The organism is Natrinema sp. LJW11, from assembly GCF_056135975.1.
This window is the reverse complement of record NZ_JBWBDM010000004.1, coordinates 99,251-112,507: the sequence shown is the minus strand read 5'-3', so window position 1 is coordinate 112,507 and position 13,257 is coordinate 99,251. Positions and strand designations below refer to the sequence as shown.

Sequence of the window (13,257 nt, the reverse complement as noted above, 5' to 3'; positions counted from 1 at the left end):
GACACTTATTGACCGTCTGAGATCTTTGCGTATGAACCGCCCTCGGTCTCGACGTGCGCTCCTCGCGTCGGTTGTGACCACGGCGGCGGTCGCGACGGGCGGTTTCGAGCACGTATCGAACGCCGCGAACAGACCGCCGCTCGAGTCGGGAACCGTCCCCGCCGACTGGTACGACTGTCGGTCAGTGACGCGTCCCGAGCCGGTCGCGCCACCGGATGACGGCGCGCTCGAGCCTCGGCCGTATCCGTCACCGCCGTCGGGGAGCAGTTCCGAGGAGGCGAGCGAGTCGTCGGACCGATCGCCGTCGCTGGTGAACAACGCGGCCGGGTACGTGACCGAGTTCGAGCGAGCGTACCGACGGAACGCGTTTATCGCCCAGTTCGGAAACATGACGCGGACGTTCGACCTTCGCCGTAGTGACCATCGAACGGCTGCGATCGGATCGTCCACGAACGCGGACGCGGTCATGGTGGCGCTTCGCTACGACCTGACCCTCGGAACCCAGCAGTCGATCGCCGATCCGCGCGACGAGTGGGATATCCGCGTCACGTACTACGTCGACCAGAACATCGTTCTCCGGGCGCGATACGACGGCGTCGCCGAGAACCTGTCGCTCGATCCCGACCCGCGACGGCAGGGGGATCTCGTCGCCTGTTTGTAGTCCGGTCGGCGGGGGCGTCTCGTCAGCGCGCTGGTCGAATCGGCCCGACGCCGCGATCACGCGTTATCGGATATAATTGCCGGTATAACCGGCGGGACCGTCGCCGGCCTCGGCTCGAGTCGGTTCGTATCGAACTGTTGGCCGTCCGACTCCGACAGATCCGATCATCCATCGCCGCACGTTGAGGCAATATTTACTGGAGTGGCCGACCCACGTCATGATTCGCCGAGTTGCGGGGGTGTATAGGTGTGGGGTGTTATTACCCGCTACCCAATGGTCCTTCACGATAGTATGCAAGGTCGAGTAGTTGCCGAGGTCCCTCAGCGGCGGTGGTTCGCGTGAATACGACGGAACAATACAAACAGAACAAACACCCGCTCGACGTCATCGACGACGTCTACGAGTACGCCGAGGACGATCTCTCCTTCGAGGAAATCGAGGAGCGCGCCGGCGGCGGCGAGTGGGAGCGCCTGAAGTGGGCCGGGATGTACGCCCAGAAGCAGGAGGGCTACTTCATGATCCGGACCAAAGTGCCGGGCGGGAAGCTCACGCCCGAGCAGGCCGAAGTGATCGGCGAGGTTACCGATGACCTCGCGGTCGCTCCCGAGGAGTACGGCGGCGAGGAGCAAAACGAACTCTGGGGAGACGCCTATCTCGACATCACGACCCGACAGGACATCCAGAAACACTGGATCCGCGTCGAGGACGTCCCCGAGATGTGGGACCGCTACGACGAGGTCGGCCTGACGACCGTTCAGGGCTGCGGTGACTCCGCCCGGAACGTTCTGGGCTGCCCCGCTGCCGGACTCGACGACCACGAGTGCTTCAACGCACAGCCGGTCATCGAGGCCGTCTCGGACTTCTTCACCGAGAACCGCGAGTACGCCAACCTCCCGCGGAAGTTCAAGATCACGATCACCGGCTGCGCCCACGACTGCGCGCAGTCCCAGATCAACGACGTCGGACTCGTCCCCGCCAAAAAGGAGATCGACGGTGAGCACCTCTACGGCTTCCACGCTCGCGTCGGCGGCGGCCTCTCCGACGGTCCCCGGATGGGATCCGAACTCGACGTCTTCATCCAGCCCGAGGACGCCGTCGAGTTCTGCCGCGCCGTCGCCCAGACGTTCAAGGAGATCGGCGACCGGAACAACCGCGGCGTCTGCCGCATGCGATACCTCGTCGAACAGCTCGGCCCCGAGAAGTTCGAGGAGGCCGTCCGCGACCGCTGTACGATCGATCTGCCCACCGGCGGCCAGAACCTAACCGTCGGCTACCAGGGCGACCACGTCGGCGTCAACGAGCAGAAACAGGACGGGCTCAACTACGTCGGCTTCAACGTCATCGCCGGCCGCATGGGCGGCGACGAGTTCGCCGCTGCCGCCCGCGCCGCCGAGAAGTACGGGACCGAGGACGCCTCCGTGCGCCTCGCGACCGACCAGAACTTCCTCATCACGCACATCCCCGAGGAGAACGTCGACGACCTCCTCGCCGAGCCGTTCGCCCAGGAGTACAGCCCCGATCCGGGGCCGTTCTCGCGGGGCGCGGTCGGCTGTACGGGTAGCGAGTTCTGTAACTACGCCATCATCGAAACCAAAAAGCGCACCAAGCGCTGGGCCCGCGAACTCGACGATCGAATCGACGTGCCCGACGACATCGAGGCCATCCGGATGCACATGTCCGGCTGCTCGGCCTCCTGCGCCCAGCCCCAGATCGCCGACATCGGCTTCCGCGGCGAGACCGTCAAACTCGAGGACGAGAACAGTACCAACGCCGAGGGCGACAACATCGTCGAAGGGATGGACTTCGGCCTCGGCGGCTCGCTGGGTGCCGACAACGAGTTCCTCGATTGGGTCGAGAACGCCGTGCCCGCCGACTCCGTGATCCCCGCCCTCGAGCAGCTGTTCGAGGCCTACTCGGCGGACCGCGACGAGGGCGAGAAGTTCTACGAGTGGTGTCGCGGCGTCGATAACGGCGAACTGCGGACGATCATGCAAGACGCAGATGCGCCGGTCGCACGAGGTGTCGCTCATGGGGACTAACGGCGAGGACGAACGCAGTGAGTCCTCGGATCGAGCGAGCGGCGAAGCCGCGAGCCGCAACGAAGACGAGCAGCGCTTCCCCCGCGTTCCCGACTCGAACGACGATGACGACGCCGTCATGGTCCCCGAAGCCAGCGGCGGTGCGTCCCGTTCCCGCGAGAACACGGATCACGCTCGAGAGGGAGCAATTCGCACCGACGGCGGTGAGGGAACCGACGGTTCCCGATCCTCGTCGGAGCGCAGCTCCGACGTAGGGAGTGACGGCGAGAGCTGCTCGCCGAACACCTGCACCTGCGGCGAGAAGACGGCTGCCGACGCCGAGCCGGAGACGCAGCCGGTCGCGACCGACGGCGCAGGTGTGGCAAACGTCGACGAGATGGGAGAACTCGGCGACCTCGAGTTCACCGAGCCGGCCGAGAACGTCAGCCAGGACGTCGACAACGGCTCGCCCGACGCGCGCGTCGGGATCCCCGAGGGCGTCGACCTCGAGACGCCGGAGTACTCGATCCGCTCGCGGATGAACGACATCGAGACGCCGGACGAGAAGACCTGGTTCATGGAACTGGACGAGGCCGTCATCGACGAGGGCCGGTGTATTCAGTGTGGGACCTGCGTCGCCGCCTGCCCGTCGGACTCGATCGGCATCGGCGACGACGGCCACCCGGAACTCGTCAAGATGTGTACCGGCTGTTCGATGTGTTGGGACTTCTGTCCCCGCGGCGGCCTGCGCTACGAGCGCCAGTGGAAGATCACTGGCGGCGAGGACAACGTCAAGGGCGCGGGCGACCCGATCACGGAGTTCTCGGCGAAGGTCGAGGACGACTGGACCGATCAGGCCCAGGACGGCGGCGTCGTCACCGGCGTCCTCGCCACGCTGCTCGAGGCGGGCGAGATCGACGGCGCGCTCGTCGCGACCGAGAGCGAGGAAGAAGAGTGGAAAGCCGAGAGCTACCTCGCGACCACGACCGAGGAACTCATCGAGAACGCCGGCACCGTCTACAACCAGACGATGGCGCTCGGCAACCTCGATCTCGGACAGTGGGAGCACAAGCTCCCCGACAAGTCCTGGGACGAACTCAGCATCGCGATCGTCGGCACGCCGTGTGAGATCGAGGGCATCCGCGCCCTGCAGGACTTCGAGTGGGACTACCAGGGCCACGACGAGGGCATCCGCGCGGTCGACTACACGATCGCGCTGATGTGTACGAAGAACTTCAACTACCACAGCCTCATGGGCGAGCAGTTGGAGGAACAACGCGGCATCTCCCCGTCGGAGATCGGTAAGATGGACGTCCTCAACGGCAAGATGATGGTCTACGATCACGACGGCGAGATGATCGTCGAGGAGGACATCGAGAACTTCCACGACGCCGCGCTCAAGGGCTGCGACGAGTGTGCCGACTTCACCGGCTTCTGTTCGGACATCACCGTCGGCTCCGTCGGCTCGAGCGACGAGTACTCGAGCGTCATCATCCGGACCGAGCAGGGGATGAAGGCCTGGGAGCTGACCGAGCCGAACCTGGACTACCACGACTTAGAGGACAAGTCCGCGGTCGGCAAACTCCAGGGCTGGGACAAGAAGAAGGCCTTCGAGAGCCTCGAGCGGCCGTTCGATCCCGACGCGCCGCGATTCATCGAGTACACCGACCACGCCGAGAACTACGGGACGGCGCTCAACCCCCACGACCAGGGGCACTGACCGACGTCGCCTCCAGCCGCCGTTCTCCGCTGTTGCGTTCGTTCTCCATCGCCTTCTCGAGCCAGCCGCTGCTCGCGGTCTCGTCCGGGAACGACTCGCGAAAAGGGGTGGGAAGCACCGGTTCGCTGCCTCAGTTCGTCTCGGTAGCGGATTCGGAAACGGTGGGTCGACCCGATCCGCCCCCGGGGCGGTAGTAGACGCCGGAAGCGGAGCGGTCGAACGTGCGCGGAACGTTCGAAGAGGCTTTGGGCCGACCTATACATACGGACGATACCCACACTACTCTCTCTCGAGATCTCCGGTCCACAACCGTTTCGGGCTAACTTATTTATGTCGTATCGTGCTAGATATTATCACACTTGCGGGGTCGCATAGCGTGAATGAGCTCCCGGATGCAACGGTCCCGCTGCGGTGCATCGACGGTGTACGGCGACCCCGCAAGTGTATCCACCCCTCCCATTTCTCGAATCACCGTCCGGGTGTGACGGGCCGTTTCCCGCCGAGCAGGAGCCGTTGACGAGCGCTAATCGGGTCCCTCAGAGTATCACACCGGACTGTAGTATCGCGATCAGGACGGTCAGCACCGGAATCGCGAGCAGCGTCGTCACGAATACGCCCGTCGAGACGTATTCGGTGACGAGCACGCCCTCCGAGCGGGCGCTGCCGGCGAACTCGATGACGAGGATCAGCGGCGTCACGGCGGCCGGCATCGCAGTCTCGAGCACGAACACGCGCGCGACGGTCGGGTTCTCGAAGCCGATCAGAAGCGCGATCCCGAGGCCGACGACGGGCGCGACGCCCATCTTGAGCGCCGTCGCGGGCCAGGCCCGAGAGACTGCGGATGCGGTATCGGCTCTCGCGAGCTGAATGCCGAGAATCAAAAGCATGAGCGGGATCGAGGCGTCGCCGACGAGTTGCAGCGTCTCCATCGCCGCCGTGTCGGCCGGCGGGACGATATCCAGCGCTCGCGCGCCCAGCGCGGCGATAACGGCGTACGCCAGCGGGATGTAGAACACGCGGCGAACGCCCTCGAGGCCGGCGGAGCCGCTGCTCCGGGAAGCGACGTAGACGCCGACGGTGTACATCAGCACGGACTGGACCGAGAGGAAGAGGACGGCCGTCTGGCGGCCGACCTCGCCGAACGCGAAGTCGGAGACGGGGATGCCGAGGTTCCCCGAGTTACAGAAGATCGCGACGAGGACGAGTCCGCTCAACGCCGGCTCTTCCTCGCTGATGGCGCGACCGGCGATTTCGGCGATCCCCCACATCGCCGCGGTGAACAGACCGATCCCGGCGGTGACTCGCAGGAGCGTCGCCGCCTCGAGTTCGGTGACGGCGAGGCTGTGGAAGACCAGCGCGGGCGCTAACACGTAGACGACGGCCGTGTTCAGCGGCTCCGGATCGATCTCCTTGACGGTCGCCAGCACGTAGCCGACGGCCGCGATGGCGACGATCGGGCCGATCGCGGAGCCGAAGATACCGAGGAGATCGGCCATCAGTCGGCGCTCGACCTCGCAGTGGGCTGGCGACTCGAGGGATTCAACGGCCGGGCAACGGTCGCGTGTTGCATTCGCAGCCAGCTACTCCCCGCGCCTGATATGGGAGTTGCGATTCAGCGACGGCGACCGCGTCCACGCCGACAAACGATCGGGAGAACTGGCGTTCTCGATTCTCGCTGACGATGGCTCGGTCATCGGCTCCCGCTCGAGTCGCTTCAGCGGACTTATTTCGGGGACGCGGCAACCTCGACCATGGCATCCGACGCGCTGATTCGCGTTGCGACCCCGGCGAACGCGACCGCGGTCCGCGACATCTACGCGCCCTTCTGCGAGTCGACGGCGGTCACCTTCGAAGAGACCGTCCCGTCGACGGCCGAGATAACCGATCGGATCGAATCCACCCTCGAGACGTATCCCTGGCTCGTCTGCGAGGTCGACGGCGCGGTCGTCGGCTACGCCTACGCGGGCCGACTCCGGAAGCGTCGGGCCTACCAGTGGACGGTCGAACTCTCGGTATACGTCGCCGACTCGGCCCGCCGGACGGGGGTCGGCCGCGCGCTCTACGAGTCGCTGTTCGCCGTCCTCGAGCGACAGGGAATCCGCGACGCCTACGCCGTGACGACGGTCCCCAATCCCGAAACGGAGCGGTTCCACGAGCGGCTGGGGTTCGAGCGACTGGTCGACTTCCCGGGGATCGGTTACACGCAGGAGGAGTGGCAGGACGTGGCCTGGTGGCGGCGGCCGCTCGCCGAGAAATCCGCGACGCCCGAGCGACCGCGCCCGTTCCCGGCGGTCCGCGAGGACGACGATTGGGAGTCACTCGTTCGGACGGGCGAGGACGCGCTCGAGCTGTCTTGATTCCGGTCGACCCGATTCAGCCGTCCTACGACTCAACAGCCCAGTCGATCCGCCAGCTCCTCGAGCCCCTCGGTGATCAGGTCCGGCTCCGCGCCGAAGGGTTCCCAGGGGTTTCCCTTCCGGTCGAGCCAGACGCCCTGCATTCCCGCGTGGATCGCGCCCTGCACGTCGAACCAGAGCGCCGAGACGTGGACGAGTTCGTCGATCGGCGTCCCCGTCCGCCCGGCGGCGTGGCGGTAGAGTTCCGAATCGGGTTTGAACGTCTCGAGTTCGTCCGCGCTGATGGTATCGACGAGGAGGTCGTCGATTCCGGCGTGCTCGACCATCGACTCGAGCATCGCCGGATTGCCGTTCGAGAGGACGTACGCGTCGTAGCCGGCCTCGTGTAATCGCTCGACGCTCTCCCGGACGTCGTCGAAGACCTCGAGTTCGTGGTAGACTTCGAGGATTTCCTCTCGCTCGTCGGCGGAGAGGTCGATTCCGTGGGCCGCGAGGGCGTACGCGAGCGCGTCCCGGTTGATCTCGTAGAACGTCTCGTAGGCCTCGAGGTGGTTCGCGACGAGCGTGTACTGCATCGATCGTTCCCGCCAGGTCTGCGAGATGGGGGTGGGATCGTCGACGTCCGCGTGCTCCGCGAGTGCGGCCGCGGTCGCGTCGACGTCGACGAGCGTGCTGTAGGAGTCGAACGTGACCGTCGTCACGCGGTCGGGGTCGAACGCCATGCCTCCCCTACGATACGACGGGCAAAGAACGTGGACCGTTCGTTCCGTCGATGGACCGGTCGAACACCGGTCCGAGACGAGCAATCGACCGAAGCCGCTTAGTGCGAATACCGACTAATATCTCCCGTGAATCCCTCGAACTGGCGGACCTACCTCGTCACGCAGGCGTCGTTGTCGGGCGATCGGACGACGCCCGAGATCGTTCGCGCGGCCGTCGACGGCGGCATCGACGCCGTGCAGTTGCGCGAGAAGGAAACGAGCGCCCGCTCGCGGTACGAACTGGGGCTCGAGTTACGCGAGCTCACGGCCGAGGCGGGCGTCGACCTACTCGTCAACGACCGCGTCGACATCGCGCGGGCGATCGACGCCGACGGCGTCCACGTCGGCCAGTCGGACCTGCCGGTCGGGGTCGCCCGCGACCTGCTCGGTTCGGATGCGATCGTCGGCTGTTCGGCGTCGACGGTCGCGGAGGCGCGGGCGGCGGAAGCCGAGGGGGCGGACTACCTCGGCGTCGGAGCCGTGTACGGGACTTCCTCGAAGGACGTCGACGCGGACGAGGACGGTATCGGTCCGGAGCGAATCGCTGCGATCGCCGACGCGGTCTCGATCCCGATCGTCGGGATCGGCGGCATCGCGGCCGACAACGCTCGGCCGGTCGTCGAAGCGGGCGCGGCCGGCGTGGCCGTGATCAGCGCGATCACGGCGGCTCCGGATCCGGCGGCCGCGACCGAGTCGCTGACCGCCGCCGTCGAAACGCCGAAGGCGATCGATACCGGAGGACGAGGCGAATGAGCGTAACCGACATCGACGCCGCCGACCTCGCGGAATCGGTCCGGACGGTTCGGGAGACGGAGCCGCTCGTCCAGTCGCTGACCAACACGGTGACGATCAACGACGTCGCGAACGTGACCCTCCACTGGGGCGGGCTCCCGGTGATGGCCGACTCGTTCGGCGACGCCGGCGAGATGGCCGATCTCGCGCGAGCGGTCCTGATCAATACGGGCCAGGTGCCGGACGGCCGCGTCGAGGCGATGCACGAGGCCGGGAAGAAGGCGAACGAACGGGGCATTCCGGTCGTCCTCGATCCCGTCGGCGTCGGCTCGACGCCCTCGAGAGAGGCGGTCACCGAGAGCCTGCTTTCGCAGATCGACTTCACCGTGATCAACGGCAACTACGGTGAAATCAGCGCGCTCGCGGGCGTCGAGGCCGAGGTCAAGGGCGTCGAATCCATCGGCGACTACGAGGCCATCGAGCGGACGGCCGGCTCCCTCGCCGAGTCGACCGGTGCGACCGTCGTCGCTTCGGGCGTCGACGACGTCGTCGCGGACGCCGACGGCGCGGTCCGGCTCACCGCCGGCCACGAGATGCTCGGCGAGGTCGTCGGCACCGGCTGTATGCTCGGCGTGACCGTCGCGACCTTCTGCGGCGCGCTCGAGGACGACTCCGAAGCCGCCGTCCACGGCACGCTCGCGTTCGGTCTCGCCGGCGAACGCGCAGCCGACATGGGGTACGCTGGTCCGGGCAGCTACCGGACGAACTTTCGCGACGCCGTCGCCAGCGTGACGGGCGATTCCGTCGCGGATCTCCCCCTCGCGGACCGACTCGAGCGAGTGAACTGAATCACGCTCGAAGAGGTGCGCCGACTCACGCTCGAACAGGTTGCGCTGACCCGGCCGAATTGCGCCGGTCACCGTTCCGATACCCGAACTGTATTGAAACCGTTTTAGTCCCCACTGGTGAACAGGAGCGTATGGCTCGAGACGAACTCCAGAGTACGGCCGACTCGATCGAACGAGCGGCCGACGCGACGGCCGACGACGAGGTACAGGAGCGACTTCAGACGCAGGCGGCGAAGTTCGAGGACTACGCGACGGCCGATCACGGCCCGGATCACGGCCAGCTCGCGCGCCACGAACACATTCTCAACGAGATCGCCGACGACGAGGGCGGCGACGTCGCGTCGAATCTCGAGGACGCGCTCGCATCGATCTCCGAGTTCCGATCGGACCTCGAGGGCGTGTAGGGCTCGAAAACAGTCGTTTTCGAGAGCCGGCGTCCGTTTTCCACGCTCCGTGGACGTACACCGACCGCGACGGCCTCGACGCCCTCGCTGGACACCGCCGCCACGAGCCCGCGGCTTCGATGGATCCATCGTCGCGTTCCCATACCCGCGGCGGAGTCGAGACATGTCTCAATTGGCGTCCCACGTTGCAGCGTTGCGAGGCAGCCGAACCAGTGGGTCGGCCGTCTCGCGTCCGGACAGGTGGCTATCGCTCGAGTCGTATATTTGCAAACCGCTCTGATAAATTACCACTTTACTCGAAACTATATATTGCATATATGGTGGAATACTATCGATGTCGGATCGAATTTCCGTTTGACCAGTATATTGCCGGATTTCATTCCCAAATAAACGATAGAAACTGCATAAATAGATCATAACGCCATTTATCCGGGAAAAACTCGATGGCAGCTACTTAATTCCTCTCGCGGTTCGTCTCCACTACCGTTCGGACCTGCCGAGAGATATCTGAGCAGAAAGTCCTCTTTGGCCCGGGAATACGGCGTATTGCCCTCGTTCCTCGAGCAACGCGAGTTGGTCGGGCGGAATCGGATATTTTGATGATATTGCACACTACTACGGCGCGTACCATCTACATACATCATTTAAAATATATGTCTGGCGCGGTGTGGCGTGAGGGTGTCGGACGGGTCTCAGTCGAGCGAGCCAGCGTTCCGTACCGCCGTCGGATGGGGGCTCCGACGAGGACCGCAGTCTGTCGAACTCCCCCCCGCTGGCGGTAGCCGGACGGTTTGCGGAGCGCGGTGACCGGACCGCCGCTCGCTTCGTCGGTTGCACGGGACCACTAGCCGTCTACTCGTCGCTCGCGCGGCACAACCGATCCGACGGAGTCCGCTCGCTTTCGAGCGGGGTCCCGTCCGAGCGATACGTCCGTCGCCGCCTCGAGACGGCCGGTTGTTCCGGTCAGTTTCAACGACTGCTGGGGCGGTCAGTCATTCCGACGGCGTGAACGCTTCGGCCCCCGCACCCGCGATCGCGACGTCTTCCGAAACGTCACCGCCGCTGGCACCGACCGCACCGACGACCTCCCCGTCGTACTCGAGGGGGATGCCGCCGCCGAACGTGACGACGCGATTGTCGTCCGTCGACTGGAGCCCGTATACGTCACCGCCCGGTTCGGACCCCTCCTTCAGGTCTTCCGTCGGCTTCTTTACGGCCGCCGCGGTGTAGGCCTTGTCACGCGCGATACTCGCCGCGACGAGCTTCGCGCCGTCCTGTCGGCGAAACGCGAGGAGGTTTCCCTCGTGGTTCGTTACGGCGAGGTTCATCGGGACGCCGAGTTCGTTCGCCTTGGCTTCGGCAGCGTCCAGGATCTCTTTCGATTCGTCTAACGAAACCGAGTGGTGGGACTGCATTTCACCCGAAAGAGGTCGGCCCACGTATAAATCAGCTTCGGCTCGGCGAACGTGGCGCGGGCGCGGACCGGTCGGATACTCGTCGTGGTCCGACCACGTCACTCGCCGAGGACTCGCGGGACGGTTTATCGACGGATCTCGAGCGGGCGGGGTGATGGGGTGTCATCGATGTCGATCGATGCTGGTCGCACGGACCGCGCCGCATTACGCCGGCGGGGAGTCCCACGTCTCGCCGTTGTCCTGGGGCTCGTAATCGATCGTCTCCCGGGCGTTTTCGATGCTGTACCAGCGGCGATCGTTATCGCTGACGCCGCTGAAGATTTCGAAGCCGGGGTCGTCGGTCTGGAGACAGCAATCCATCATGTGCGCGAAGTCCCGGCGGGACTGCCACATGGCTTTCATCCGTGCGACCTGCCGTTCGTACTGGTCGCTTCCGCGTTCGCATTCGCCGTCGTCGACGTCGTGTTCGGCGTCACCGTAGGGATGGTCGTACTCGGGCATCCGCACGCTACAGATCCGGATCGCGTGGGCTCGTTTCGGGTACTCGTAGTTCTCGACGTAGTACCGACAGAGGTCTTCGCCGAAACTCTTCGAGACGCCGTAGTACGAGTCCGGTCGGACCGGATCCTCGTGGGAGAGCTGGAAGGGAGCCTCGGATCCGAAGTAGAGTTCGGGGGCGTTCTCGGACTCGTACATGCCCATCACGTGATTCGAGGAGGCGAACACGACCGTCTCGAGTTCCGCAGTCCGTGCGGCCTCGAGGGCGTTTAGTACCCCGATGACGTTGGGCTGGTGGACGTCGTCCCACGTGCCGTCGGTGAAGGGATAGCCCGCGAGGTGGATCATCGCGTCTTGATCGGCGGCCGCGCTCCGAACGGCGGTCGCATCGGCGACGTCGCCGACGACGGTTTCGTACTCCCCGTATTCGTCCCCGTCGTCCGGATCGTTCCGGTCGAGATAGGTGAAGTCGTAGTCGGGGTCGTCGTGAAGGTGGTCGATGATGGCGGTTCCACACCGTCCGTACGCACCAGTCAGTAGGACGTTCACAGGTGTTGGGTCTGCCGCGTGTGATATAATTGTTCGGATCACGCACCGGGATCCGGGGCCGCGACCGTGGTATCCGAGGAAGTCCCGTGACGGGTCGACGTTACTGACCGTCAGCAAACTGCGACGCGGCCAGCAGGAAAAAGCCCTGTCCGTACGACGTCGACGTCAGCGGTGCGCCGGGACCGCCCGGCGGCCCGGCGACGCGGCGGACGGCCCCCTCGTCGTCGACGAGGCCGATCGCCACGTCCATCGCGTCTTGCGCCGCCCGTTCGTATTTCTCGTCCTCGACGATACCCAGTTCGAGTGCGCGCTTGAACGCGTAGGTGTACATGAGCGTGCCCGAACTCTCGAGGGGGGTGTGGGGATCGTCGACGATGTTGTACCACATGCCGCTGTCGTCCTGTCGCTCCACGACCGCCGAGGCGACGTCCCGGAAGATTTCGACGAGTTCCTCGCGATCGGGATGGCCGTCGGGGAGGAACTCGAGAACGTCGACGATCGCCGCCTGTATCCAGCCGTTGCCGCGGGCCCAGAAGGTGCTCTGGGGATAGCTGTTGGGCTGTTCGTGCCAGATGTGGCGGAACAGACCGGTGTGTGGATCCTGGAGGTGTTTCGCGTGAACGATGAGTTGTCTGGCGGCCTCGTCGAAGGCCTCGGGCTCGTCTGCGGCCGCCCCGTACCGGGCGAAGAACGGACACATCATGTAGACCGAGTCGATCCAGAGCCCCTTCACGCCCGACAGCTCAGGGACGTGGTGGGGGATACCGCCGTCTTCGGTCCGCTCGACCGACTGGAGGTTCTCGTACTCGCCGCGCGCGGCCTCGAGGTAGCGCTCGTTGCCGGTCCGGCGATAGAACTCGAGGACGCCGTGGCCGATCGAGGTCGTGTTGTTCGTGTTCATCGCCTTCCGTTCGTCGATCTCCCAGTGGGCGTCGTACTCCTTCCCGTGCTGGAAGACCTCGATCGGGTAGCTCGGGCCGTAGGAGAGCTGGCCGTTGCTGTCCTGGGTTTCGACGGCGCGGTCGACCAGTGCCCGCGCGGCCTCGGTACAGTCGTCGCGGTCGGCGGCGAGCAGCCCGTTGATGGCGATGCCTTTCTGCCAGACCTCGTTTTCCATGTCCTTGTCGATGGTATACGCTGCGACAGTCGAGATCGTCTCGTCGAGGGACGGAGTCATGACGGTAGCTAATCCTCCGCTGGACCGGTGATAAATCTTGCTGACGGGTCACACGCAGCGTCGCCGCCGCATCGGTGATTCGCTGATTCGTCGGATCGTCGAGAGCGAGAATGACGA

General features: G+C 65.2%; 12 protein-coding genes. 7 read left to right on the top strand and 5 right to left on the bottom strand.

Annotated elements, in window-relative coordinates; all coding sequences use genetic code 11:
• The first annotated feature begins 31 nt into the window (after positions 1-31).
• From AC0QDI_RS12390 to AC0QDI_RS12380, 3 genes are all read left to right on the top strand, one after another.
• Positions 32-661, top strand: coding sequence for a hypothetical protein (locus tag AC0QDI_RS12390; RefSeq protein ID WP_474668559.1), 630 nt, complete (start codon positions 32-34; stop codon positions 659-661).
• A 338-nt stretch (positions 662-999) separates the two neighbouring features.
• On the top strand, positions 1,000-2,700 hold the full coding sequence (locus AC0QDI_RS12385) for a nitrite/sulfite reductase (RefSeq protein WP_474668557.1): 1,701 nt from the start codon (positions 1,000-1,002) through the stop codon (positions 2,698-2,700).
• On the top strand, positions 2,690-4,399 hold the full coding sequence (locus AC0QDI_RS12380; RefSeq protein WP_474669229.1) for a Coenzyme F420 hydrogenase/dehydrogenase, beta subunit C-terminal domain: 1,710 nt from the start codon (positions 2,690-2,692) through the stop codon (positions 4,397-4,399). The genes AC0QDI_RS12385 and AC0QDI_RS12380 overlap by 11 nt, the downstream gene beginning before the upstream one ends.
• Positions 4,400-4,935: 536 nt before the next feature.
• On the opposite strand, the gene AC0QDI_RS12375 is transcribed toward AC0QDI_RS12380, so the two are convergent.
• On the bottom strand, positions 4,936-5,895 hold the full coding sequence (locus AC0QDI_RS12375) for an AEC family transporter (protein WP_474668556.1): 960 nt from the start codon (positions 5,893-5,895) through the stop codon (positions 4,936-4,938).
• Positions 5,896-6,150: 255 nt separating this feature from the next.
• Here AC0QDI_RS12375 and AC0QDI_RS12370 point away from each other — a divergent pair, with 255 nt between their 5' ends.
• Positions 6,151-6,756, top strand: coding sequence for an N-acetyltransferase family protein (locus tag AC0QDI_RS12370; protein WP_474668554.1), 606 nt, complete (start codon positions 6,151-6,153; stop codon positions 6,754-6,756).
• 32 nt (positions 6,757-6,788) lie between these two features.
• Here AC0QDI_RS12370 and AC0QDI_RS12365 read toward each other — a convergent pair whose 3' ends face one another.
• The gene (locus tag AC0QDI_RS12365; protein WP_474668552.1) at positions 6,789-7,478 is read right to left on the bottom strand and encodes a haloacid dehalogenase type II; all 690 of its coding nucleotides are present in this window, start codon (positions 7,476-7,478) and stop codon (positions 6,789-6,791) included.
• Positions 7,479-7,604: 126 nt separating this feature from the next.
• Between AC0QDI_RS12365 and thiE the strand changes: the two genes are divergently transcribed.
• From thiE to AC0QDI_RS12350, 3 genes are all read left to right on the top strand, one after another.
• Positions 7,605-8,270 (top strand): thiamine phosphate synthase, encoded by a 666-nt coding sequence (gene thiE / locus AC0QDI_RS12360; protein WP_474668550.1) that lies wholly within the window; start codon positions 7,605-7,607, stop codon positions 8,268-8,270.
• Entirely contained in the window at positions 8,267-9,097 is an 831-nt protein-coding gene (gene thiM, locus AC0QDI_RS12355; protein ID WP_474668548.1) for a hydroxyethylthiazole kinase, read from the top strand. Before thiE ends, thiM begins: the two co-directional genes overlap by 4 nt.
• A 131-nt stretch (positions 9,098-9,228) precedes the next feature.
• On the top strand, positions 9,229-9,501 hold the full coding sequence (locus AC0QDI_RS12350) for a DUF7553 family protein (RefSeq protein ID WP_474668546.1): 273 nt from the start codon (positions 9,229-9,231) through the stop codon (positions 9,499-9,501).
• Positions 9,502-10,493: 992 nt separating this feature from the next.
• Here AC0QDI_RS12350 and AC0QDI_RS12345 read toward each other — a convergent pair.
• The 3 genes from AC0QDI_RS12345 to AC0QDI_RS12335 form a co-directional block, all read right to left on the bottom strand.
• On the bottom strand, positions 10,494-10,916 hold the full coding sequence (locus AC0QDI_RS12345) for a GlcG/HbpS family heme-binding protein (protein WP_474668544.1): 423 nt from the start codon (positions 10,914-10,916) through the stop codon (positions 10,494-10,496).
• A gap of 204 nt (positions 10,917-11,120) precedes the next feature.
• Positions 11,121-11,963: an NAD-dependent epimerase/dehydratase family protein gene (locus AC0QDI_RS12340; protein WP_474668542.1), complete on the bottom strand. Its 843-nt coding sequence runs from the start codon at positions 11,961-11,963 to the stop codon at positions 11,121-11,123.
• A gap of 100 nt (positions 11,964-12,063) precedes the next feature.
• The gene (locus AC0QDI_RS12335; protein ID WP_474668540.1) at positions 12,064-13,140 is read right to left on the bottom strand and encodes a glycoside hydrolase family 88/105 protein; all 1,077 of its coding nucleotides are present in this window, start codon (positions 13,138-13,140) and stop codon (positions 12,064-12,066) included.
• Positions 13,141-13,257 lie beyond the last annotated feature (117 nt).

Excerpts from the sequence above, each read along its gene's own strand:
- AC0QDI_RS12390 (WP_474668559.1), top strand. The coding sequence starts at position 32 with ATGAACCGCCCTCGGTCTCGACGTGCGCTCCTCGCGTCGGTTGTGACC.
- AC0QDI_RS12380 (WP_474669229.1), top strand. The coding sequence starts at position 2,690 with ATGGGGACTAACGGCGAGGACGAACGCAGTGAGTCCTCGGATCGAGCG.
- AC0QDI_RS12375 (WP_474668556.1), bottom strand. The coding sequence starts at position 5,895 with ATGGCCGATCTCCTCGGTATCTTCGGCTCCGCGATCGGCCCGATCGTC.
- AC0QDI_RS12370 (WP_474668554.1), top strand. The coding sequence starts at position 6,151 with ATGGCATCCGACGCGCTGATTCGCGTTGCGACCCCGGCGAACGCGACC.
- AC0QDI_RS12365 (WP_474668552.1), bottom strand. The coding sequence starts at position 7,478 with ATGGCGTTCGACCCCGACCGCGTGACGACGGTCACGTTCGACTCCTAC.
- thiM (WP_474668548.1), top strand. The coding sequence starts at position 8,267 with ATGAGCGTAACCGACATCGACGCCGCCGACCTCGCGGAATCGGTCCGG.
- AC0QDI_RS12350 (WP_474668546.1), top strand. The coding sequence starts at position 9,229 with ATGGCTCGAGACGAACTCCAGAGTACGGCCGACTCGATCGAACGAGCG.
- AC0QDI_RS12345 (WP_474668544.1), bottom strand. The coding sequence starts at position 10,916 with ATGCAGTCCCACCACTCGGTTTCGTTAGACGAATCGAAAGAGATCCTG.
- AC0QDI_RS12335 (WP_474668540.1), bottom strand. The coding sequence starts at position 13,140 with ATGACTCCGTCCCTCGACGAGACGATCTCGACTGTCGCAGCGTATACC.